The sequence below is a fragment of the Helicobacter apodemus genome, assembly GCF_000765745.2.
Taxonomy (GTDB): domain Bacteria; phylum Campylobacterota; class Campylobacteria; order Campylobacterales; family Helicobacteraceae; genus Helicobacter_D; species Helicobacter_D apodemus.
Genome location: NZ_JRPC02000019.1, coordinates 1 through 24,475, shown reverse-complemented (window position 1 = coordinate 24,475; position 24,475 = coordinate 1). Strand labels below are relative to the sequence as shown.

At 34.5% G+C, this 24,475-nt stretch carries 23 protein-coding genes; 7 read left to right on the top strand and 16 right to left on the bottom strand.

The window, feature by feature from the left end; genetic code table 11:
• Positions 1-3 precede the first annotated feature (3 nt).
• From hemH to gap, 3 genes are read right to left on the bottom strand one after another with little or no spacing between them, the layout of a single operon-like run.
• Positions 4-978: a ferrochelatase gene (gene hemH / locus LS72_RS07555; RefSeq protein WP_034553966.1), complete on the bottom strand. Its 975-nt coding sequence runs from the start codon at positions 976-978 to the stop codon at positions 4-6.
• Positions 978-2,279, bottom strand: a complete 1,302-nt coding sequence (locus LS72_RS07550) for a M99 family carboxypeptidase catalytic domain-containing protein (RefSeq protein WP_034553968.1) — start codon at positions 2,277-2,279, stop codon at positions 978-980. Before LS72_RS07550 ends, hemH begins: the two co-directional genes overlap by 1 nt.
• Positions 2,280-3,287 carry a type I glyceraldehyde-3-phosphate dehydrogenase gene (gap, locus tag LS72_RS07545; RefSeq protein ID WP_034553971.1) on the bottom strand — a complete coding sequence of 336 codons (1,008 nt, stop codon included), beginning with the start codon at positions 3,285-3,287 and terminating at the stop codon, positions 2,280-2,282. It lies immediately after the preceding gene.
• A 150-nt stretch (positions 3,288-3,437) separates the two neighbouring features.
• Here gap and LS72_RS07540 point away from each other — a divergent pair, with 150 nt between their 5' ends.
• Both LS72_RS07540 and LS72_RS07535 read left to right on the top strand, forming a co-directional pair.
• Positions 3,438-4,148: a Bax inhibitor-1/YccA family protein gene (locus LS72_RS07540; protein WP_034553973.1), complete on the top strand. Its 711-nt coding sequence runs from the start codon at positions 3,438-3,440 to the stop codon at positions 4,146-4,148.
• Positions 4,149-4,151: 3 nt separating this feature from the next.
• The gene (locus tag LS72_RS07535) at positions 4,152-4,559 is read left to right on the top strand and encodes a hypothetical protein (RefSeq protein ID WP_034553975.1); all 408 of its coding nucleotides are present in this window, start codon (positions 4,152-4,154) and stop codon (positions 4,557-4,559) included.
• Between the two features lie 6 nt (positions 4,560-4,565).
• Here LS72_RS07535 and LS72_RS07530 read toward each other — a convergent pair whose 3' ends face one another.
• Positions 4,566-5,444, bottom strand: a complete 879-nt coding sequence (locus LS72_RS07530; RefSeq protein ID WP_034553976.1) for a DMT family transporter — start codon at positions 5,442-5,444, stop codon at positions 4,566-4,568.
• A gap of 112 nt (positions 5,445-5,556) precedes the next feature.
• Here LS72_RS07530 and der point away from each other — a divergent pair, with 112 nt between their 5' ends.
• Positions 5,557-6,945, top strand: a complete 1,389-nt coding sequence (gene der, locus LS72_RS07525; RefSeq protein WP_034553979.1) for a ribosome biogenesis GTPase Der — start codon at positions 5,557-5,559, stop codon at positions 6,943-6,945.
• 3 nt (positions 6,946-6,948) lie between these two features.
• Here the strand turns inward: der and LS72_RS07520 are convergent, their stop codons facing one another.
• From LS72_RS07520 to LS72_RS07490, 7 genes are read right to left on the bottom strand one after another with little or no spacing between them, the layout of a single operon-like run.
• On the bottom strand, positions 6,949-7,692 hold the full coding sequence (locus LS72_RS07520; protein ID WP_052087288.1) for an ABC transporter ATP-binding protein: 744 nt from the start codon (positions 7,690-7,692) through the stop codon (positions 6,949-6,951).
• On the bottom strand, positions 7,689-8,669 hold the full coding sequence (locus tag LS72_RS07515) for a FecCD family ABC transporter permease (protein WP_034553981.1): 981 nt from the start codon (positions 8,667-8,669) through the stop codon (positions 7,689-7,691). Before LS72_RS07515 ends, LS72_RS07520 begins: the two co-directional genes overlap by 4 nt.
• Positions 8,669-10,750, bottom strand: coding sequence for a TonB-dependent receptor (locus LS72_RS07510; RefSeq protein WP_052087289.1), 2,082 nt, complete (start codon positions 10,748-10,750; stop codon positions 8,669-8,671). Before LS72_RS07510 ends, LS72_RS07515 begins: the two co-directional genes overlap by 1 nt.
• 10 nt (positions 10,751-10,760) lie before the next feature.
• Positions 10,761-11,729, bottom strand: a complete 969-nt coding sequence (locus tag LS72_RS07505) for an ABC transporter substrate-binding protein (RefSeq protein ID WP_034553982.1) — start codon at positions 11,727-11,729, stop codon at positions 10,761-10,763.
• A gap of 13 nt (positions 11,730-11,742) precedes the next feature.
• Positions 11,743-12,696, bottom strand: coding sequence for an ABC transporter substrate-binding protein (locus LS72_RS07500; protein ID WP_034553984.1), 954 nt, complete (start codon positions 12,694-12,696; stop codon positions 11,743-11,745).
• Complete coding sequence (locus LS72_RS07495; RefSeq protein ID WP_138155240.1) at positions 12,693-13,307, bottom strand: hypothetical protein; 615 nt, start codon at positions 13,305-13,307, stop codon at positions 12,693-12,695. Before LS72_RS07495 ends, LS72_RS07500 begins: the two co-directional genes overlap by 4 nt.
• The gene (locus LS72_RS07490; RefSeq protein ID WP_052087354.1) at positions 13,304-13,981 is read right to left on the bottom strand and encodes a hypothetical protein; all 678 of its coding nucleotides are present in this window, start codon (positions 13,979-13,981) and stop codon (positions 13,304-13,306) included. The genes LS72_RS07495 and LS72_RS07490 overlap by 4 nt, the downstream gene beginning before the upstream one ends.
• A gap of 532 nt (positions 13,982-14,513) precedes the next feature.
• Between LS72_RS07490 and LS72_RS07485 the strand changes: the two genes are divergently transcribed.
• The 4 genes from LS72_RS07485 to LS72_RS07470 are packed head-to-tail and all read left to right on the top strand — an operon-like array spanning position 14,514 to position 17,447.
• Positions 14,514-15,242: an amino acid ABC transporter ATP-binding protein gene (locus LS72_RS07485; RefSeq protein WP_034554773.1), complete on the top strand. Its 729-nt coding sequence runs from the start codon at positions 14,514-14,516 to the stop codon at positions 15,240-15,242.
• 14 nt (positions 15,243-15,256) lie between these two features.
• Positions 15,257-16,048, top strand: a complete 792-nt coding sequence (locus LS72_RS07480) for a transporter substrate-binding domain-containing protein (RefSeq protein WP_034554772.1) — start codon at positions 15,257-15,259, stop codon at positions 16,046-16,048.
• A 25-nt stretch (positions 16,049-16,073) separates the two neighbouring features.
• Positions 16,074-16,766, top strand: coding sequence for an amino acid ABC transporter permease (locus LS72_RS07475; RefSeq protein WP_034554770.1), 693 nt, complete (start codon positions 16,074-16,076; stop codon positions 16,764-16,766).
• 15 nt (positions 16,767-16,781) lie between these two features.
• Positions 16,782-17,447: an amino acid ABC transporter permease gene (locus LS72_RS07470; RefSeq protein WP_034554769.1), complete on the top strand. Its 666-nt coding sequence runs from the start codon at positions 16,782-16,784 to the stop codon at positions 17,445-17,447.
• A gap of 238 nt (positions 17,448-17,685) precedes the next feature.
• On the opposite strand, the gene ccsA is transcribed toward LS72_RS07470, so the two are convergent.
• The 5 genes from ccsA to LS72_RS07445 form a co-directional block, all read right to left on the bottom strand.
• Positions 17,686-20,466 carry a cytochrome c biogenesis protein CcsA gene (ccsA, locus tag LS72_RS07465; protein WP_194145574.1) on the bottom strand — a complete coding sequence of 927 codons (2,781 nt, stop codon included), beginning with the start codon at positions 20,464-20,466 and terminating at the stop codon, positions 17,686-17,688.
• Positions 20,467-20,526: 60 nt separating this feature from the next.
• Positions 20,527-21,117, bottom strand: a complete 591-nt coding sequence (locus LS72_RS07460; protein WP_238700766.1) for a SoxW family protein — start codon at positions 21,115-21,117, stop codon at positions 20,527-20,529.
• Positions 21,118-21,208: 91 nt separating this feature from the next.
• Complete coding sequence (locus tag LS72_RS07455) at positions 21,209-22,702, bottom strand: tripartite tricarboxylate transporter permease (RefSeq protein WP_034554934.1); 1,494 nt, start codon at positions 22,700-22,702, stop codon at positions 21,209-21,211.
• Between the two features lie 42 nt (positions 22,703-22,744).
• Positions 22,745-23,182 carry a tripartite tricarboxylate transporter TctB family protein gene (locus LS72_RS07450; RefSeq protein WP_034554933.1) on the bottom strand — a complete coding sequence of 146 codons (438 nt, stop codon included), beginning with the start codon at positions 23,180-23,182 and terminating at the stop codon, positions 22,745-22,747.
• Positions 23,182-24,147 carry a tripartite tricarboxylate transporter substrate binding protein gene (locus LS72_RS07445; protein WP_034554932.1) on the bottom strand — a complete coding sequence of 322 codons (966 nt, stop codon included), beginning with the start codon at positions 24,145-24,147 and terminating at the stop codon, positions 23,182-23,184. The genes LS72_RS07450 and LS72_RS07445 overlap by 1 nt, the downstream gene beginning before the upstream one ends.
• Positions 24,148-24,475: the final 328 nt, after the last annotated feature.

The window sequence follows — 24,475 nt, the reverse complement described above, 5'->3', positions numbered from 1 at the left end:
CCTTTATCTAGCTAACTCTACACTTTGACAAACTTCTGAATGGATTAACCCCAAAATACTTTTTGCAAAATCTTCCCCACTATTAAGACATTTTGCTACACGATAGTCTTTAATACCCAAGGTTTGAGATTCTTTTTTGTATTGGATAGAGAGTTCAAAATCTGTTTCAGAATTATCAATACTAAAGGCAATAGGATAAATAAGGAGTTTTTCATCTTTATAGTTTTTAAGCATATCTTGCAAATTTGGTTCTAGCCATTTTATAGGACCTATTTTAGATTGATAAGCTATTTTAATACTCTTAAAATATAACCCTACTTCCTCTAACATAGGTTTTAGGGTTTCTACATTAGCAATAATTTCTTTTTGATAAGGATCACCTTTGTCAATATTTCTTTGGGGCAGAGAATGTGCGGAAAATATCAAATGAAACTCTCTGCAATCATCACCTCCTAAAGCCTGACAAATACGATTAATCACAGCTTGGTTATACATTTTATCGGAATAATAATTCCTCACAAAACATAATTTTGGATGATAATCAAGCTCCTTTAAGGCTTTTATAAAATCATCATAAGAACTCTGCGTTGTAGTATAACTAAAATGCGGATAGAGGCTAAAAAGTATAATCTCCTCTATAGCCTTTGCTTTTAGCTCTTTAACAACATCCTTAGCAAAAGGTGGGGTATAACGCATAGCATAAGTATAAAAATAGCTTGAATTTAGTTGTCTTAAAGTCTCACAGAGAGCAAAAGTATGCTCTACAAGGGGAGATTTACCACCAATTGCTTGGTAATTACTCTGTGCCTCTTCAAGCCTTTTATGCGTAATAAAACTTGCAAGAAGGCTGCGAAAAAAGCTACTTTTAATCGATAAAATATAGGGGTCATTAAACATATTTTGCAAAAATGTTTTGACCTCTAAAAGATTATTAGGACCCCCCATATTTAGGAGAACAACTGCTTTTTTATGCTGCATTAGTTTCCTTTTTTTATATTAATCATCCCACAAAAATTACTCCCTTTATAAACTTCAATACGAAAAATCTTTTTATCCTTATCTAAGGAGTAATTTCCATCAATCCAATCGAGTTTAATCTCCATATCATCCTCACTTACTACCCCCTTTTTTGCATAACCAATCACATTGACCCTTATTCCCTCTCTACCTTCTACTAAAAACTGCTCTTTAGCTTCTAATATTGCCCCAAACTTCACAGCTTGTAATGCTTGCTTATCTAAGGAAATATTCATATCTTTAATATCGCATTCCATAGCAAAGTAATCAGGTTTTAACAAAGTAAGCTTTTGATGCCCAACAAAAGCTTCATAGCCTTGTTTGCTTTGATAAATCTTGCCTAATGGATGAGTGAATATAAAGTTATTCTCTCCTTTTTTTAAAGGCATAAAATTTATAACATTTCTAATATTCTCAAGCTCTAAAGTAATATTTTCATTAATACTTAATTTTCCATATTCTTTAATTTTTTTACCAACTTCCTCTAAATTCATTTCAAAGCCCCGCTCATATTCAATCCCCATAATATCCATTAAAACCTCAATAGAGCTTAGTTGATAAAAGGTCTTTAAAGCTAATTCTTTAATATTCTTGCTAGTTTCAATAGCAATAGCAGGTTTTAGATTAGTAACTGCAAAAAAGGTTAAAGAATTTTGCTGTTCTTCATCATTAAAACGCGTTTGTGTATTACGAACTCCAAAGGTATGAAAATCATAATGCAAACTTTGATTAAGCTTCATCTCAATTTGCTTAGTAATATTATCCAAATCACCAAATAGCACATCATCTAAACTTTTTTGATCAATAACATAAGTCTGCCCCCAAGCCTTAGGATTAAAAATAGAATTTTCCCATTTCTCCCTATAAAATCCATGCCCATCGTGAAGATTAACAACAAAATTCACCTTAGGATCTTTAATAATCTCTTTAATTCTAACAACATTATCAAAATCTGGATCTTTGGGGCTAATATGTGCAAATTTGCGATTCATATCTTTATAAACGCCTCGTTTAAATGCCATTATGCTATCAGGATTAAGATTAGGCACAATCCAAACATTACCCTTTTTAATCGTATAATATTGTGCTAAAATCGCTGGAGCAAAATACCCCCCGGGTTCATCGCCGTGAATCCCACCAATTACAAGTAAAGTATGCCCCTCTTCTTCGCCATTTAAAGTATAGAGCGAAAAATGAGGGTTTTTTGCTAACAACACACCCCCTAAAGCCATTACCCACAAAAAAATACCAATAACTCGCATTTATTTATCCTTTAAAATCCACTCTGCCATCTCTAAGATACGATTGGAATAACCCCATTCATTATCATACCAAGCCATAATCTTTGCCATATTTCCTTCTAATACAAAAGTTAAATCACTAGCGATGATACTACTTAGAGGATTATTAATAAAATCTTGAGAAACGCCATAAGATTTATCAACACCTAAAATACCCTTTAAAACAGAGCAAGAAGACTCTTCAAAAAGTTGATTAATCGCTTCTTTAGTCGTATCTTTTTTCAAATTAATATTTAAATCAATCATCGAAACATCTGGGATTGGAACCCTTACACTATGCCCGTGAAGCTTGCCTCTCATTTGTGGCAAAACTAGATGCAATGCCTTAGCAGCTCCTGTAGTTGTAGGTATGATATTAACCGCTGCTGCTCTAGATCGTCGTAAATCGTTTTTCTTATGAACGCAGTCTATGAGGTTTTGATCATTTGTATAACTATGGATCGTAGTTAAAATTCCTTTTTCTACACCAAACTCCCTATCAAGAAGCATTACAATAGGTGCTAAAGCATTGGTCGTACAACTAGCATTAGAGATTATAGATTCTCCTTTATAAAGATGATGATTAACCCCCAAAACAAAAGTAGAGGTATCATCCTTAGCAGGAGCAGAAAAAATAACTTTCTTAGCCCCTTTTTGTAAATAGCATTCCACAAAATCTCTCTGCAAAAACAACCCACTACATTCAAGGACAACATCCGCACCTTTAATATCAACTTCAGAGGGATTATTCTTTGCGCTAAAGGGGACTTTATAGCCATTAAATTCAAAGATGTTATGTTCTGTTTGTTTAGCTTTTATGCTTTGATTATGGATAGAATCGTGTTCTAAAAGATAGCTTAACACTTCACAATTTGCTAAATCATTAATGCCAACTATTTCAAATCTATCAGAGCTATTACATAAAACAACACGAGCTATACAGCGTCCGATTCTACCAAATCCATTGATAAAGATTTTTATCTTCCCCATTTGATTTTTCCCTTAAGTATTTCTACAAATTCCAAATTAAACAAATATTCTAACATACAAAACCTTACATCTTTTATCCCTTTATGGAATTTTACTAAAAAATACGCTACAATATTGACCTTATTAAACTCCATATTTTAAGGATGAATAATGTCTTTATATAATAGAAATTCTATTAAAAGCGATTATAATTCACAATATGTGGAAAATAATCTTGCACAAAACGATGTTGCTTTAATTAGTTTTGTTAAACAAACTTATCAGCTTTTTGCCGCTTCCCTTTTAGCTGCAACAGTTGGTGCTTATGTCGGAATTAGCAGTCTTGGTAATATTGTATCCCAATACTATATTGGATTTGTTATTTTAGAATTTGCACTACTTTTTGGATTATTTTTTACCAAAGCAAAACCCGGTATCAACCTTGCTATGCTTTTTGGCTTTACTTTCGTTACAGGCTTAACATTAACCCCTATTTTAAGTAGAATCCTAGGAATGCCAGGTGGTGCTTCTATTGTTGCTCAAGCTTTTTTATTAACTACCGCTATTTTTGGCATAATGAGTATTTTTGCACTCCGCACTACCAAAGATTTAGCCAATATGGGGAAAATGCTCTTTATTGCACTTATTGTTGTTGTAATTGGTTCTTTAATTAATTTATTTTTAGGTAGTCCAATCTTACAAGTTATCATTGCAGGCGTTGGAGCAATTCTTTTTAGCTTATTTATAGCCTATGATACACAAAACATTCTAAGAGGTCTTTATGATAGCCCTGTAATGGCCGCGGTTAGTTTATATTTAGATTTTTTAAACCTCTTTGTTTCTTTATTACAAATTCTTGGAATCTTCAACTCAAGAGAATAAAATTTGAATCTAGAAGATTCAACACTTCGTATCCTTGATGCTAATCTCAATCGCTTACGCGAGGGGATTCGCGTTATAGAAGATATGCTTCGTTATGTTTTTAATAATAAAAACCTTGCGTTAAAACTCAAAAAATTACGTCATCGATGCAAAGTTTCTTTAAAAGAAAACCCGCTTCTTGCTAGAGATTCCCAAAATGATATTTTAAAACTTACCACTCAAGAGGAAATGCAACGCACCAATCTACAAGACATTATGATTGCAAATTTCAAACGCACACAAGAATCTTCACGCGTATTAGAAGAAATATTAAAGCTCTACGACTTAGAAAAAAGCCAAAAATTCAAAAATATCCGCTATGAACTCTATACCTTAGAAAAAGAAATTTTAATAGCAACTATCGCTAAATAACCTTCTCTATTTTTTGCCAAAAGCAGCCAAACTTCCACCTAAGACTATTAAAAGCATCCCAATAATCACAAAGATATTAGGGACTTTATCCCCCAATAAAATACCCGCAAAGGTTGCCATAAAAATCGTCATATAAGACATAACACCAATAATAGGAGGATTCCCCATACTATAAGCTTTAGTAAGATAAATTTGTGCATAAGTTGAAACCACACCTAAACCCAGGATAAGAATCCACTCCCAAAGAGTGGGCATAACAAATCTCTCAAAAAGAGCAATGGGGTATATCTCATAAGGTATTAATTGCGTAAAAAGCGGAAGAATAGAACCACTAAGCATTAAAGAAGCGATAATCACCCTTGTATCATAAGCTTTAGAAAGTTTAACGATTGATAAATAAGCTAAAGCAGCCCCTAAGCCACTATAAATACCAAGTATCAATCCAGAAAAGCTTAAAGAAATACTCGTTGGATTACTAATTAATAAAATCCCAAAAAAACCTATAAAAATAGCTATCCATACTTTCAAAGCAACCTTTTGGTGTGTAAAAATCACTCCCAAAAGTGCCAAAAAGATGGGTGAAGTTGCAGAAAAAGCAAAGGCAGTTCCCAAAGGCATTACCGACATATTATAAAAATATGCCATCATTGCACTACCTCCAGCAAAACCCCTAAAAAGTAGCACAAAAGGCTTTCCACCTTGTTGCATTTTAGGAGGATTAAACCATAAAGCCACCATAACCCAAATCAGCCCAAAAAAATTCCTTGCAAAGACTATTTCCATAGCCGGTAAATTAGGCGTTAAAACCTTTACAAACATTCCCATAAGCGTAAATAAAAAACCAGCAAAAAGTATGGATAAAATCGCTTCGCTCTCTTGTTTCATCGTTTAATTCTTTATTTTTTTAAAATAATAAGATTTTTATGCTTCAATCTACAAGCATTTGACAAAATTCCTCACTTCTTAGTAGAATCCCCCTTTTATAAAAGGCTTCATTATGGATAAAATTTATGGCTCTATTGCTATTATAGGGCGTCCCAATGCCGGCAAAAGCTCTCTTTTTAATCGCTTATGCCAATTACGCATTGCTATCACCTCCAAAATAGCAGGCACAACAAGGGATATTAAAAAAGCCCATATCACGCTTGGTGAGATGAATTTTTTACTCCTTGATACTGGAGGATTAGATAAAAAAAACGACTTTTTTGAACATATCTCCTCTAATTCCCTCAAAGTTGCAGAAGAATCCGATTTGATTTTATACCTACTTGATGGCAAAGAGCCCCCCAATGAGGAGGATAAAAAGATTTTTTACCACCTAGAGAAAAAAAACCCGCATATTTTTTTAGTCATTAATAAAATCGATAATGAAAAAGAGGAACAGCAAGTATGGAGTTTCACAGAATTTGGGAGTAAAAATTATTTTTTCATCTCCACTACCCATAATCGAGGGATTACGGGATTGCAAAACGCTATTTTAAAGCATTTTAAAGACCAACCCATCGCACCATTATTCCATAATGAGGAGGAGGAATCCTTAGAGGATTTTTTAGAACACTCCCACACACAAGAGAGCATTAATATAGGTATCATAGGACGCGTAAATGTGGGTAAAAGCTCTCTTTTAAATGCTTTATTAAGACAAGAACGTTCTTTAGTTTCTAATATTGCAGGGACAACTATAGACCCTGTCGATGAGATTAGCACTATTGGTGAAACCCAAGTATGCTTTGTCGATACGGCTGGAATCAGACGCAGGGGGCAAATTGGCAAAGGAGAGATAGGGGATTTAGAAAGATTTGCCCTGCTTCGCACCAAAGAAGTCTTAAGCAAAACAGATATTGCACTCTTAGTTTTAGACGCTTCTAAACCCTTTGTAGAGCTTGATGAAAAAATAGCAGGATTAATTGATGAATATAAACTAGCCACTATTGTAGTCTTTAACAAATGGGATATTGCCTATAAGGATTTTAAAGCTATTATGCAAGATTTCAAACTACGTTTTAGATTTTTAGAATACGCCCCAACCCTCACCATATCAGCCAAAAATGGGAGGCATATCCAAAAACTAGAGGAGGAGATTTTAAAAGTTTATAAAAATTTTAGCTTTAGAATCCCTACATCTAAACTCAATGATATTCTCCAGCAAGCAACCATAAAACACCCTATCCCTAGCGATAAAGGAAAAATTGTCAAAATCTATTATGCTACGCAATTTGACAACAAACCCCCGCAAATCGCACTTATTATGAATAGACCCAAAAGCCTACATTTTAGCTACAAGCGATATTTGGCGAATTTCTTACGCGAACATTTTGATTTTAGCGGGACTAAGATTATTTTCATCGCAAGAGGCAAAAACGACTTCCAAGAAAGCGACCAATAACCCTTACATCGCCATTGCAAGATAATCAAAAAACCCAACCTCTACCTCAAAGCTTCTAGCTAACTGCTTCTTAGTTAAAAGCCTATTATCCCCCAAGAGATATTCTTGATTTTTGTGCATAATAAGAACTTTATCCGCTAACATTTGGGCATTTTGCGGATAATGCGTATTAATAATTATCCCCTTACCCCTATGCTTTAAAAGCTTTAAAATCTCTAAAATTTTATGCTGATTGTGAAAATCTAAATGGGATTCTGGCTCATCTAAAACCACCACCAAAGGATCATTTACCAAAGCTCTAGCAAAAATAACCATCTGCAATTCACCTCCACTTAAGGCATCGCAAGTTTTATCCTTTAAATGTATGATCCCAACTTCTTGTAATATTTTTTCCACCCTCAAACAATGCTCTTTTTTAGGGTTAAAATCTATCTTAGCATTGCAACCTAACAACACCATATCAAACACAGATAAGCCAATATTAAAATTCTTGGCTTGAGGAATAAAGCCAATTTTTGAAAATAATTCCTTAGAATCCATACTTAAAATGGCTTTATCTTGCAAATAACTTCCCCCCTCTTTCCATTTCAAAAACCCCATACAACACTGAATCAAAGTTGTTTTTCCAACCCCATTACAACCAAGTATTGCCAATATCTCACCACCATTAACTTCAAAATCTATTTTTTCAAAAATCACTTTTTTATTACGATAAAACGCTCCATTTTCTACACGAAACAAACTCATAATTTCATCACTCCTTTAAAACGATAAAGTATCACAATAAAAAACAAAGCCCCAATAACGGCACTTAAGATAGAGATAGGAATCTCTTCAGAGCTTAGGGATCTGCTTAAAGTATCAATAACCAACATAAAAATTGCGCCAAGCACTAAACTAAGCGACATAACCGAACTCATATTACTACCCCCAATCATTCTTGCAATATGGGGAATGATTAAACCAACCCAGCCAATAATCCCACAAATACTCACCACACACGATACCATTAGTGTAGAGGCGAAGATTAAACCTATTCTTAAACTTCTAATATTCAATCCTAAGCTTTTTGCTTCATTGTCATCAAGCATTAAAAGATTATGCTTCCAACGATACACAAAAATAATGATCCCGCCAAAAAGCATTCCCAAACAACAAAAGATTAGCTGATGAAAATCACTGACATTTAAAGAACCAAGCAACCAATAAGTCATTGCCGGTAAGGCATCTTGAGGGTCTGCAATATACTTTAAAAGCGAGATAAAACTCTGAAAAAGAGCAGAAATAATGATACCGCCTAAGATAATCATAATTCTATTATTAGAATCCCTCACAATAAGCAACACTAAAATTAAAGTCAAAATCCCAAAAGCAAAGGCAAAGAGGGTTAAAAAATAAATATTCAACCCCAAAAGGATTGCCAAAGCAGCTCCAAACCCAGCCCCACTTGCCACGCCTAAAATATCAGGTGAAGCTAGAGGATTCCTAAAAATGCTTTGAAAAGAAGCTCCACAAATCCCCAAAGATGCCCCCACAAAAATAGCTAAGACAATGCGTGGCAAACGCACTTCAAGGATAATATAACGCAACCTCTCATCAAGAGTTGTAGCCCAAGGAGAGAGTAAAACTTCTAAAATCTGTCGATACTCTAAGGGATAGCGTCCAACACCTAAAACAAAAAAACTAAGCAATGCCAAGACGCATAAAAGCAATAGATATTTCATTAGTATTTATACGCAAACTTCATAAATGCGTTGATTCCGGGTTCTAAGAGGGGATTGGTTAAAGCCCTACTATAATTTATGTTTTCTTGGGTGGCAGGATTCCTTCCTTTGGTATTAAAGAGATTCTCCACACCAACAATCATCTCCATATCTTTAAAGTCTTTCTTAAAATACCCTAAATTCATCACCGCTTTAATATCACTCATCGTATAGGTTTTACTCTCCCTCTCTTGAGTATTATTAATTCTCTTTTTCCCTAGATAAAGCCTTTGAATCCAGCTCAAGCTCCCCCAGAGAAAATCATACCCCAAACTTAAACTTCCACTAAAAGGAGCAATATAAGCTAAAGGCTTATTAGCGGTTTTGTCTTGTCCATAAGTATAAGCTCCCACTAATTGGAGATTCCACTTCTCCAAAAAGCGATGCACACTTTCTAGCTCAATCCCTTGAACATAAGCTTTTCCTATATTTTGGTATTGTTGGGTAGTTGCATTAAGGCTTTGTAGGGCTATCATATCCGTATAATTCGTGCGATAAAAATTCAAAGAGCTATAATGGTTTTTATCAGCAAATTTAGCACCTATCTCATAGGTTTGCCCAGTTTCTGGCTTTAAATCTAAATTTGCAAGGGTTTGAATGGATGCCCCATAGTTAGGAAACATACCCGTAGTGCCTTGAGATTTGAAATCTTGAGAGATATTTGCATTTAGGGAGAATTTATCATTGATAAAATAAGTAGCCCCTAAATTTCCTGTTAAAGCCCCTGTTGTCATCGTCGAATGAGAATCTAAAAATCTAGTCGTCTCAAGAGTAGTATCCATCCTCTCTGTTGTCGATTTCTTTTTACCTATTTTCATCTTATAATAATCATACCGCAAAGAACCAGAGAGAATCCAAGCCTCATTTAAGTAATAATCATCTTTGATATAAGGGGCAATGGAGACTTGATAAGTATCCCTTGAATTAAGTATCACTCTAGGATTGGGTCTTATCACCTCATCCCTTAGCTGTGTGGGAGAAATAGAACTCCAAACATCAATCCCATAGCTCAAAGAATGGGATTTTAAGGTTTTATCCAAGTTTAATCTCCCTCCCACATAGTTATTATTATAAACCTTTCTATGCCGATACTGCCCATTAGGAAGCTGATTATAAATATCTGTATCCCACCTCCTCCAGTAAGCATACCAATCCATCTTATCGGCAAAACCTGCTAACTCATAGGCTTTCACCCCCATTTTTAAGTAGATCTCTCTTAAAGGATCTTCAGACATTGTAAAACCATAAGAAGTTCCGGGACGGCTAAATAACCCATTAGCTTCGTGGTTGCTAACACTATAATATTTCCCCGATAAATAATAGCGAATGGCATTTTTGGTATAGCCTATATTAAAATCTGTGCCATAGGAATGATATTTAGATTCCTTAGCAACTCCTGCTGGAGTTCTAAAATCTGACGCTTTTCTTCCTGTTAAACCCACCAAAACATCCCAACCATCACCGCCACCTAAGACTTCCGCCCTCCCTCCAAGGGCATTATTGACACTAGCTACCTCTACTCCTCGGATTTTTGCATCCATTTTAAAAGGAGCAGAAACATCCCCCATCCATCGCCTAGTCTTAAAATTTATCACTCCATTCATCGCATTAGAGCCATACATAGAAGAAGCAGCACCCCGAATAATCTCAATACTTTGAATCGCCAAAGGATCAATCATATCAAATTCTAACTCTGTCCTACCATTCACTCTAACACCATCTATGGCGATAATGGATCGCCCATTACGCGTATTTTGCCCCCTAATACTTATATTCCCTCCTAATCCTGAAGTCCTTGCATAAGTTATGCCCGCAATCCCCTCTAAAATACTTTGAATCCCTCCACTTCCACTGCTAGATTCTAAAAGCTGTTTTTCTCCAATAAGACTCACATTTTTAGTAGGCATTTGTGATTGATACTCTAACAACTCCCAAGCAGTCTCTTGAAAGCTCTCCCCAGAAATACTAGCCTTATCCAAAACAACTTTATCATTAGCCACCAAAGCACTCATGGCCAATAATGACACGATATATTTTTTCATTTTCAATTCCTTAATAATGGATTCCTGTTTTTGCATTAGGATTTAAAATTAAATCCAACTCTTTTTCCTCTAAGGCAATCTCATAAAACTCATAAAAATAGTCTTTAAAGATTTTTCTCATATCCAAATCCTTAAAAGCTTCTAGATGGTTATGCTTGGCTAAAAATAACAATACAGGTCCTAACTCAAGACTGGGAGCAAAGGGACGATAAGTCGCTAGGGGGAGCTTATAAACCCTATTTTGCTTAACAGCTTTTAGGCTCTTATATTCTTTCTTTTTCATAAACTCTTGAGGGGATAAGGGAGTAAAGTTAGAAATATAAATCACATCAGGATCAAGGTTATAAATCTCCTCTACGCTGATACTTTTAAAGTCCCCATAACCTAAGGGATTCTCCCCTCCGCTACTTTGAATGAGATAATGCGAAAAATACCCCGTTGTGATATTATCTTTATCAAAGCGGTGAATAATCAAAACCTTAGGCTTAGCGATATTCTTTGTTTTCTCCTCTATAAGCTTTTCAATTTGGGTGATAGAATGAATAAGTTTTTGGTTTTTTGCTTCAATGGCAAAATAAGGTTGCAATTCTACAAGCCAATGCTCTAAAGTCTTTTTAGAATTATGATTTTCTATATTGGTGCTAAGTTCTATGACTTTTACCCCAGCATTCTTTAATCCGCCACAAATTTTAAGATTTGCAAAGCCACAAATATAAATATCCACATCCATAGCCAACAACTCTTCTAAATTTTCATTATTGCCAATTCTTGCCTCTTTATACTGCGGAAAATACTTTTCATTAATAGAGTTTTGCATAACATTATAAGAGGTTCTTGGGATATAAACTAGCTTCGCATCACTCCAAAATGCTAATAATGAAGGAAGTGGCCAAAGCCCAATAACTGCTACTTTATGAGATTGTGTGGCAAGAGTAAAGCTTAAAAATACTCCACAAAACAATACAATAATCTTTAACATCTTATTCCTTTTATTAAATAATCCCAGCCCTAAAATCAGGCTTTAAAATCAACTCTACTTGCTTTTGGGTAAGAGGGATTCCATAAAATTTCAAGAAATGCTTTTTAAAAATATCCTCTAAGGATATATCTTCAAATAAAGATGGATAGGTTTTCTTTGCCATAAAAAGCAAGGTAGGCGCAATATCAAGACTTGGCGCATAAGGGCGATAAGTCGCTAGGGGGAGCTTATGCACTCTTTTTTCCTTCACCGCTTTTAACCTCTGCCATTCTTTGGACTGCAATAAATCTTTTTCTTGCGTATCTGTAAAATTAGTGATAAAAATCACATCCGGGTCAAATTTATAAATCGCCTCAAGATTTACAAGACCATCATTAGAGGATTTAAAAACATTTTCCCCTCCGCTTTTTTCGATTAGATAATCCCTCCCTCCTAGAGCAATCTGATTATGATTTAGGGATTTTAAAATCATTACTTTTGCTTGAGAATCTTGAGTGCGCTTTGCGATAAACTCCTCTGTTTGCGTAATATCCTCTAAAATCTCCTTTTGCTTTAAAGCAATGTCAAAATACTTTCCCACACCCTCTAGCCACACTTGCAAGGCTTTTTTGAGATTATAATTCTCCACATTGACTGGGAAACTTATCACCTCTTTATTTGCCCTTTGAAGCTGGGTATAGAGCTTCATATCTGCTATATGGCACATATACACATCTACATCCAACCCCAACAGCTCCTCAATGTTTTCATTACTCCCATAAGGAATCTCCAAAAACTCCGGCTTTAATTCCGCAACAACTGAATACTTTGCCGCATTTACAGAAGCTTTTGGCATATAAACAATTTGAGCATCTGTTAAGAAACTCAAAATCACCGGCATAGGCCACAATCCACCAAAAACCGCTACTTTCACCTCCGCAAACAAAGGCAATGCCAAAAGTATAGAAAATGCTAGAATCTTTTTCATTTTGTCCCCAAAATATCCGATTCTATCCATTGCATATATTTATCCAAAAAGGGAATAGTAACAGGCATAAACCCCTGCCCTATGTGAAAATCAGGATCAAGGGAAGTTAAATAAAGATTCCCTTTAAAATGATGACTTTTGCAAATAATCGCCTCCCCAATTTCATTAACTAAGATTTTCTCATATTTTTCATTTTCTTTAAAAACTCCGTGATAATGCCATTTACACTCACCAACCCTTAAAAAATCCCATAATTGATGAGAAGCATCAAAAGCATAAAGAGGTAAATCTGCCCCCTTATGCACCCACCACCAAAAATTCACTTCAGAGCTTTGATAATGCAAATGAGGCAAAAACTCCACTTCAGCCCCTCCTAATAAAACAATATGCCCTCCATTATTGATAAACTCCAAGAATTTGTTGGCATTTTGCATTAAAAACTTAGGATTAAGCCTAGAGCTTATCACTACGTAATCAAAACTACTTAAATCCTCTTTGTAGAGATCTGGCAAATAAATCTTTGTATCAAATATCTCTCCAAACTTTCCGCCACAAGCCTTAAACAAATAATCATGATAAAAACTCCCGCCCACAATAATCGCCTTTTTCAACACCTCTCCTTTACAATCTCTGCAAGATAGATTAAAAGATTTAATCCAAGCCTCTTAGCTGTGCTTTGCTCAAAAAGTCCATAGCCAAACAAATCTGCCCCAGCAGTGCTAAGAATCACCCCATTTGTAGAATCTCTATCAATATACCCCACGCAACAATCAGCATTATCCTTTAAAAAAATCTCTGCATTTTTAGGGGGATTAAAATATCCGCGAGAAAAAAACCCACAAACACCCCTCCTATAGGTAATATCATAATCTCTAACGCCCATTGTAATAGGATGCTTACAGGTTAGGATTTTTCTATTTTTAAGGGGAGTTTGGCTAACTTGATACAAAGAGTTTCCCGGTAGCCACTCCTTATAATTTTGCCCAAAACTAAGCAAAATCCCACCCTTATCTAAAAATTTCGCAATCACCTCTTTATGATGATAGAGCAAAACCTGATCGATTCCACTTGGAATAAGAATTATTCTAAAAGCCTCCTTCAAAGAATCTCCCAAAAAAGCAGATTCTAATCCCTCATACGCATCCACATTAACAAAAACATTTTGATATATACTATCTTTTAGCCCAAAATCCATAGAAGAATCTTGCTGTGTATCCAAAACACAAATCCCCCCGTGATATTTGATAAAATCAATGCTAGAGCTGATATTAATATAATCAATCATTTGTAACCAACTTAATACTAAAATTATATATAATAACTATTATTATAATTATATTTAAACAATTTTAAAAAAATCTGAAAGATATTCTAATGACAACACAAAAACATATACTAATTATCAAAAAGATTAATATAATGTGAATTTAATCTATGAAAAACATATTTTGTATTTGCTATAAACGCAAATCCTCATCCAAGATTTCTATCTCTTTTATTAAGATATACCTAATCCAAAAAATAAAATTTAATGAGAATCTTTAAAAACTACCACAAATAGATATTTTAGATAAACTTAAGTTTCATCAATATTCTTTAAATAATATACTATCTTAGTATTATTAAACTTCAAAATAAGCGAAGTGAAATAACTATCCAGCCCCTACCCCCAAATCATTCCACCTGCTTAATCATTATTAGTAACATATAAATAGCTTTTCTTATAATACCTTAAGATATTAAGTTTTTTTTAAATTTTGTTTTCTTAGAATGAACTCTATATAAAGATAATTTGTATTCATCAAAAGAGGTCTATCTTGATTGAGCTTAAAAATGTAAATAAATTTTATGGCACAAACCAAGTGTTAAAAGATATTAATCTAATTGTTAATGAAGGTGAAAAGCTCGTTATTATAGGTCCTAGTGGAAGTGGCAAAAGCACAACAATTCGTTGTATGAATGGTTTAGAGGAAGTGAGTTCAGGGAAAGTCATCATTAATGGCATTGAGCTTACACACAAAACAAAGCTTACTATTTGTCGTAAATATTGTGCGATGGTATTTCAGCACTTTAACCTTTATCCCCATATGAGTGTGTTAGAGAATCTCACGCTTGCACCTATGAAAATCCAAAAGAAGAACAAAAAAGAAGCAAAAGAAATTGCCTATAAATACCTCCAAGTAGTAGGATTAGAAGAAAAGGCAAATGTATATCCAGCTACACTTAGTGGAGGACAACAACAAAGAGTAGCAATCGCAAGAAGTCTTTGCACCCAAAAGAAAATTATCCTTTTTGATGAGCCAACTTCTGCACTAGATCCAGAAACTGTGCAAGAAGTGCTAGATGTAATGCGAAAAATTTCCTATGAAAAAGGCACAACAATGGTTATAGTAACACACGAAATGGGCTTTGCTAAAGAAGTAGCCGATAGGGTGATATTTATGGAAAATGGGGCAATTATAGAACAAGATACCCCTAAAAACTTTTTTGAGAATCCTAAAAATGAGCGAACACGGCTCTTTTTAAGCAAGATTCTTACACATTAACTAAAGGAGTTTATATGACAAAATTAACCAAAAGCGTATTGGTAGGACTTAGCGTAGCTTTTTCTTTTTTACTTGTTGCGTGTAGTAACAATAGCAATGAACAAACAAGCACACTTGATACTATCAAAAAGCGTGGAGAGCTTGTAGTAGGTGTCAAAAAAGACGCTCCAAATTTTGGTTTGCTTAATCCCAAGACTAACCAAATCGAAGGGTTTGAAATTGATATGGCAAAAATGCTTGCTAAAGAAATTTTAGGCAATGAAAACAAATTAAGACTAGAACCCGTAACCGCAAAGACACGAGGACCCCTGCTTGATAATGGCACACTTGATGCTGTAATTGCAACCTTTACTATCACAGAGGAAAGAAAGAAAACCTACAATTTTACAGATTCTTATTATAGTGATCCTATTGGCTTTTTGGTATTAAAAGAAAATAATTTCATAGATTTTAAAAGCCTAGATGGCAAAATAATTGGCGTAGCACAAGCAGCAACCACCAAAAAAGCCGTTATGGAAGCCGCAGAGGAAATAGGAATGAAAGTCAAAGTGCAAGAATTACCCGATTATCCCTCTTTAAAAGCAGCATTAGATTCTAAAAGAATTGATGCCTTTTCTGTGGATAAATCCATCTTACGCGGGTATTTAGATAACAATAATGTGATTTTAGAGGATAGTCTTAATCCACAAGAATATGGCATTGTAACGCGCAAAAGTGATACACAATGGAGTGAATATGTCAATGACTTTGTTCGCAATAATAATGATGCTATTAACGAACTTGCAAAAAAGTGGAATTTAAAATAACCCTTATAGGATTTTGGAAGAACTAATGAGTGATTCACCTTTTGCATTATGGAGATGGGTTGATACCCTCTCCCACATTGATGTATTTTTTGAAGGCTTTGGGCTTACACTTTTAATTTCTATTTTAGCCTTAAGCCTTGCCATTATTGTGGGGGTATTTCACGCCCTTATGGCAACAAGTAAATTTGCAATATTAAGGTGGTGGGCTAGAGTGTATGTAGAATTTTTTCAAAATACGCCCTTATTGATTAATTTATTCTTTTTATATTATGTTTTACCCAAAGTTCCCTATATTGGTATAACCCTTGATGTTTTCACTATTGGTATAGTTGGGATTGGTGTTTATACAGGAGCTTATATGAGTGAGGTAATGCGAAGTGGAATACAATCTATCCCTAAGGGGCAGTTTGAAGCAGCTGCTTCACAAGGTTTTAATTATACGCAAAAAATGTTTTATATTATTTTGCCACAGACTATTAAAATAATTTTGCCTCCAGCAACTAATCAAGCAGTCAATCTTATCAAAAACACCTCCGTATTAGCTATTATCGCAGGTGCAGAGATTATGTATAATGCCGACTCTTATGCACAATCAAGTCTTAATTATGCACCCGCATATATAATTGCAGGAGCATTTTACTTTGTAGTCTGTTATGCTCTAGCAATTTTTACACGCTCTTATGAAGAAAAGCTTAAAAAAAGTGTAGTAGTAAGGTAAGTTAAAGGTAGGCTAATGGATATAATTGATTTTTATGCGTTACTAGGCGGATTAAAACTCACCCTTATTATGGCATTTTTTGCTGCAGGTGGGGCTATCATTTTTGGCTCTATCCTTGCAGTAATGAGAAACTATGGCAAATTTGGTGCGGGTAAGTTTTTAGGATATTTAGCAGGGACTTATATAGAGGTTTTTAGGAATACTCCTTTGCTCTTATGGATGTATGCGGCTTGTTTTGTTTTACCTGTTGTGCTTGGGATACCCGCAAATTATGCAGTGCTTGGCACCATTGGCTTATTCCTTTATACCTCTTCAGTGATGGCAGAGATTATTCGCGGAGGATTAAATTCTATCCCTAAGGGGCAGTTTGAAGCAGCTGCTTCACAAGGTTTTAGCTTCCCCTTTACCTTATGGTATATTATCTTTCCACAATGCTACCGCAAAGTAATCCCTACAATTCTCTCACAATGTGTTACTACCATTAAAGATACTTCTTTTCTTGCTGCCTTAAATGTAGTAGAATTAACCAATGTCTCCAAAGATATTTTAGCCCGCTCTACAAGCTTTGAAGAAATTGTTAGTGTATTTGCCACCGTAGCAGGATTATATTTTATCGTTTGCTTTTGCCTCTCTTTAATCGTTAGAACTTATGCAAATCATATAAATATTCAAACACATTAATACCAAAATCCTAAGCTCCCAAATCCCTAAATACCACCTAAATAGAATTAAGGATTCTTAAACTCTTAAGCCTTATTAAAAGTCAAATCCTCTAAGCACAACTACCAATTTAAATCTTATTCATTATGTAAATTAAAATAAGTTAAGTTTTATAGACTTAAAAAAGATAAACACCACCAACTAGTTTCATTTAAGTTAAAGCAAGAATATTCTTGCTTCATAGTTAAAAAATATTAACTTAAGAGAGTTTAGGGGATTCCAAATCTCTCTTTCTTGCTGCAACCACTATTAAAAGAATCGTCCCTGCAACAAAATAATACAAAAACACAGGAATAGGGAGAGGATCTCCAGCAGCATAAGAATGAAGTCCAGAAAGATAGAAATTTACCCCAAAATAAGTCATTAAAATAGAATAAAACGCTACAACACTTAAAGTGGCAAAAATATAAGGACTCTCCCCTTTAGGTAAAAATCTCACATGCAAAACTACTGCATAAATAGCAATAGATATTAAAGCCCAAGTTTCTTTTGCATCCCAACCCCAATATCTCCCCCAAGATTCATTAGCCCATACTCCACCTAAGAAATTCCCAATAGTAAGCATTGTTAAACCTAAAATCATAGACATCTCATTAATAGTATGCAGAGTTAAAATTGTCTCATCAATTTGCTGATACTTCTTTGAGCGGAACACAAAAAGCACTAAAGTAATAGCACCCAGCATAAAACAAAGCCCTAAAAATCCATAACTTGCGGTGATAATAGAGACATGAATATTTAACCAATAGGATTTTAAAACAGGAATTAAATTCCCAATTTGTGGATCCATAAGACCCAAATGAGCGACAAAAAGAGAAATCCCAGCTAGAAAACTTGCCGTAGCAAGTGCTAAAAAACTCCTAGAAAAAAACACGACTCCCGCAATTCCAGCCGCCCAAGCAATATAAATCATAGATTCATAAGCATTACTCCAAGGTGCGTGCCCTCCGACATACCAACGCACACCAAGCCCAAATGTATGCAAGAGTGCTAAAATCACAATCACCCAATAAATAATTTTAGTAAGCAAAATATTAATATTTTTATTCCTTAAAATCTGCACCAACACTAGCACAAACAATAACAATCCCGCTAAAATATAAAGAAAGGTCAAATTATCAAAAATATTATAGTGATTTAAAAATATCTCTAAGGTTATCTTAGAAGTAGGAGGTAATAGCTCACCACCAAATTTTTCTTGAATCTTATGCAATGCCACAAGGGCTAAACTAGCATTTTCCCAATTATCTTCAACTAAACCTTGATGAAAACTTGCAAAATAGGCTTGAAAGAGCTTATGTAACTGCTCTCTATCTTTTGGACTAAAATCAGTCATCGCTTCTGTTGGTGCATACCAAGTTGTGCCATCCTCTTTGAAATCGGGAATAATACGCAAACTTTGTGCAGTATAAATTAAATAGGCTACATTAATGCGTTCATCAACACTTAATACATCCTTATCAAACTTATCACGCATAGAGGGCTTTTTTCTATTAGCCTCCTCTAAATAATTGATTATTTTATACTCACCATTACTAAAGACATCATCAAAAGCAATATACTTATCCTTAGTATCCACGCCTATAATTTCTTTAAGCTTTGGGGTAGAAATAGCAATCATTTTGATTTTTTTAAATTCATTAGGATACATCATCATCCCCAAAAACAACTGCATATTATTAAGCCCCAAAAACTCATCTTTTTTTGTCATTTTATGGATATATTCCATAGCCATTGTATCTACAGGCTTTATCCTACCGCCAAAGTCTTGCACAAGGAGTTTTCCAAACTCTTGAGAATGCGGTAAAGACTTATTCTTAAGATTTTCTAACAGCTCTAAAATACTCGCATTACTAGGTGTATCAATCTCTTGAGGACTTTCTTTAGCATTCTCTGCATAAAGGGGATAATTCATAGCAAAAGCACTAATAAATGCAAAAGCAAGGGCTAGATTCTGTGCTTTTAAATATTTACCTAATCTATAAAATCTCCCATTCCTTGCAAAAAACGACCACAAAAGCCCTAAAGTTAGCATAGCATAGCCGATATAAGTGGGGATTTTGCCAGGATCTTTATTCACAGATAATATCGTCCCTAACTCATCTTGATCATAAGAAGATTGAAAAAACCTAAAACCGCCATAGTCTAAAACATTATTCATAAAAATTCTATAAGGCTCTTCAAGATTATTTTTCTCATCAATTAAGACTATTTCTGAAGCATAAGAAGAGGGACTCATTGAGCCTGCATACCTATCAAGTTGAAAATCTTTTAACTCCAAAGCAAAAGGAAGCATAATAGCTCTACTGCCCCACTCTAACCCAAATTTTGCATCACCTAAGCTAAAAAGTATAGGAGTTTGTCCCATTATATTTTTTTCTACATTAACAATTTCACTAAAACCCTCATAGCTAACTTCTACCTTTAACGAATCAATGCCCATTTTATCCTCTGCTGCAAGATATTCTACAAATCTTACACGCAACTCATTATTTAAAAAAAACATTGTTTCATCAAACTTTTTCTGCACCAAAGGCGTAATAGTTGTGGGGAAAAATGCACGATAAACTTTATCATCTATCTTTGCTAAAATAGTCAAAAATTCCTCTTGTGATTGTATGACATTACTCCGCTCTCCCTCTCTTATATGCATAACACCTTCAAAGCCATAATATCTAGTTATTGTGGCCCCTATGAAAATCATAACCAAAGAAGAATGAAAAAGCACACTTGCATATTTTTTTCTCTGCCAAGCACGAGAGCGAATTAAAACACCAATAAGGTTTAAGACCAAAAGCAAATGTAGCAAATCAAACCATTGCGTATTATAAATCAATGCTTTAGCACTAGGAGTTCCATAATCATTTTCTATAAAAGTTGCCACACCACAGGCGGTGGCATATAGAAGCAATAATGCGATCATAACCCAAAAGTTACAAAAGCCTTTAACAATTCTATTGACAAAATTTTGCAGTTCCATTATTTCCTTTCTTTTTCAAATAAATAAATTTTATAATAAAAACTGCCAACCATTAGTTAATTAAATTTTCTTTTGCTCAAATAAATCACGTAATTTCATCGCAATAGTTTTCTCATCTAATTTAGCAATATCAGGATTTTGCAAAAACTCTAAAGTAGCCATAAACCTATCCCTTTGCATATATCCAGGATAGACAAACAAAGTATCCCCATTAGCATTAAGAAAAACTAATGTAGGGGTTGAACGAACACCATATATCTGCCCTAATTTGGTGGTTGATACTTCTTTGTTTAAAAAATCAACATTATGTTTTTTAGAATAGCTAAGATTAATATAATAAGGGGAAAAATTATTCTTTAGGCTTTCTTTAATTTGAGAATCCTGCTTAATAAGCGTTTTCAATCTATCACAATACAAGCAACCATTAGCACCAAAAACCAAGAAATAAGGTTTATCCTGCGTAGTAATATGTTGCGTTTCTAAAAATACATCCGCCACTTCCGCATAAGAGTTTCTATCAATACTATTCATCTCCTCTAATCGCTCTTGCGTAGTGTTTGCCCCACTAGAGATAATGCTAGAATCCGCTTTTTCACAACCAAATAAAACAGCTACTACAAAACCCATTAAACTAAACATCAATATACGCACCGTTAAACCTTATCTTAAATTATCCTAAAAAAGATATTCTATTTTATACTTTTTATTCTTTGATCAAGTTTGTATAAACAACATTAATAAATTAACCTTGAGATTTTTTATAATATTTATAAACCAAAGGCACGATGATAATCAACACAGCCATAACCAATAAAGCCTGTGTGATATACCCCTGCCACAAAATTGAAAAATCTCCACCACTAATAGACAATGCCCTTCTTAAATTTACCTCTAATAATTCCCCTAAAACAAACCCTAAGATTAAAGGAGCCATAGGAAAAGCAAGTTTTCTTAAGACATACCCCACTATACCAATAATAAGGATTAAAAAAATATCAAAGCTTGTGCTATTAATCGAGTAAATCCCAATAACAGAAATAACCGCAATAGTAGGTGCTAAAATCCAAGTAGGAATACTTAAGATTCTCACAAAGAAACCTATTAAAGGGATATTTAAAATAAGCAATAAAATATTTGCAATCAATAAAGAAGCAATAATCCCCCAAACAATATCCGGTTGTTCATTAAACATAGTAGGACCAGGATTAATATTATAAAGACTTAAAGCTCCTATCATTACAGCAGTCGTGCCAGAGCCAGGAAGCCCTAAAGTTAGCATAGGGATAAAAGAACCACAAGCTGAAGCATTATTAGCCGCCTCTGGTGCGGCAATACCTTTTAAATCTCCCTGTCCAAATCTCCCCCTTTTACCCGCTAACTTTTTTTCATTCATATAAGATATAGCACTTGCTATGGTAGCACCAGCCCCAGGTAAAACTCCTACAAAAAACCCTGTAATTCCCGACCTTATAATCACCCAAAAGCAATAAAAAAACTCTTTTAAGCTAATCAAAAGTTTGCCTGTTTTTTTGATAACAACACTACCACTATGGGTATTTTCCAAAATTAACAAAATCTCACTAATAGAAAACAAGCCAATAACAAGAATAACAAAAGGAATCCCATCAAACAAATGCGGATTTTCAAAAGTAAAGCGATAAACACCAGAATTCCCATCTATACCTATTGTCGTCAAAAACAAACCAATAAGAGCAGCCATAAACGAACGAATAGGTTTCTCCGCCATCATAGAACCCAAAGTTGCCAAAGCAAACACGATAAGAGCAAAATATTCTGCAGGACCAAAGCTTAAAGACCATTTTGCGAGCAAAGGAGCAAATAAAATAATCCCAACAATAGCAATAAAAGAACCAATAAATGAGCTTATAGCTGAAATACAAAGAGCCTTTCCAGCCTCTCCTGATTTTGCGAGGGGATACCCATCTAAAGTTGTCATAATAGCCGCTGCATCTCCGGGTATCCCAAGCAAAATCGAAGAAATCCTTCCTCCATATTCACACCCAAGATAAACAGTCGCTAACAAAATCAAAGCCGAAGCAGGTTCAAGCCCTATAGAATAAGCCAAAGGAAGCAAAATCGCCACACCATTAATAGGACCAAGTCCGGGTAACATTCCAACTATCGTCCCTATCAAACAACCAATCACCGCAATAATTAAATTTTCTAAACTCAAGGCTACACTAAAGCCTTGCATTAGATAATTCCATATATCCATTCTATCCTTTCACCCCTAAATACCTTATCTCACACCTTAATTTTACGCAAAAATCTCACCAAGAGGCAAGGTAATTTGCAAACAAATATCAAAAAGATAAAATAACCCTAAACTACACAATACCGCAAAAATAAGGGCAGAGAAAAACCTAGCCCCAAAAATAAGGGAAGTAACAAATATAAAAATCACACTTGCAAGCAAGAATCCAAAAATCTCAAAAACAAAGGCATAGCCAAAGAAGTTTAAAAGCAAAAGTCCTAACTTTTGCATAATCCTTAAACCAACCCATTGAATGTTTGTATGCTCTGAAAAAAACAAAAGTAAAACATTACAAAGAGCTATCAAGCCAAGTATTACTAAAGGAAAGGGTGCTGGACCTAGAGGCTCATAATTAAACTCACTTTTTATACCAAGCCCATAATAAAACAAAACAAGGCTTAAAAAAATAAAAAGTACAGAAAAAATCCTAATACTTAACATTATTTAATAAGATCAAATTCTTTAGCTAATTGCCGCATTTGGTGAGTTTGCATTTTCACAAACTCTTCTAACTCTTTACCGCTTTTATTAAATTCAAATAAAGCTCTCTGATCCCTTTGCTCCTTGAAAATTGGAGTCTCATAAAGTTTTTCAAAAGCATTAATCCACCACTCATAATCTTTTTGCGAAACCTTAGGAGCCATATAATACCCACGAATAGCCGGCCATACGACATCATACCCTAGCTCCTTTGCAGTAGGAATTTGTGCTATTTTATCATTGAGCTTCAAACGTTCCTCTGAAAAGATAGCCAATATTCTTATGCTACCCGAATCTAATTGGGATACTAGCTCACCAAGTCCTTGCACTGCAGCATCAACATGCCCACCAAGTAAAGAGATCATTGTATCACCCCCACCTTCAAAGGCAACATAACGCGTATTTTTAATATCCACATTAGCAGATTTTGCAAGCAAAGCAGTAACCATCCAATCTTGTCCGCCAACACTCCCTCCAGCACCAAAACTAATCGCTTGAGGATTAGTCCTCAAATCCTCAAGCAGTTGCGTTAAAGTTTGGTATTTTGAATCTGCTTTAACATAAATTGCCGAATAATCCACACCCGCTGTCGCAAGCCATTTCACATCATTTTCATTATATTTGCCATGCTTTCCTGTAGCAATATTAAGCAAGGTTCCACTTGAAAAAGCTACGATAATATTTGAATCTTTAGCCTTAGAATTAATCATTGCATTATAAGCGACAACACCAACACCCCCGGGCATATAAGTTACACGCATAACCTTTTGCAAGATTCCACTATCAGCTAAAGTTATTTGCGCTAACTTACAAGTCAAATCAAACCCTCCTCCAGGTTTAGCAGGAGCTATACATTCTGGATGCCTAGGTTCTGCAAACAATACTCCAAATAAAAGCCAAAAACTACAAAAACCTTTGAACTTCATTTTTTTCCTTAAAAATAAGTTTAAACCTTTATAACTAGTAATTATAACCAAACTTTATCCATAAACTCGACAATAAGCTTTAAATATTATTTAGATTATAGACAAGATGTAACTTTTTATCATAAATAATGGCTAATTATTAGACTTTCTGCCTATCCTAACTCACCCCACCCTGCTCCTTTAAAAGCTAAATTTAAGAATTAAACTAAAAATTAAAAGTTAATTAAAAAATAATCCTAATATTATTTAATAAAGTTTAAATTTTATGCTATACTAGGAATGTTAAAAATAGTTTATGACAAATACATAATAAAAATGCCTAAATCTC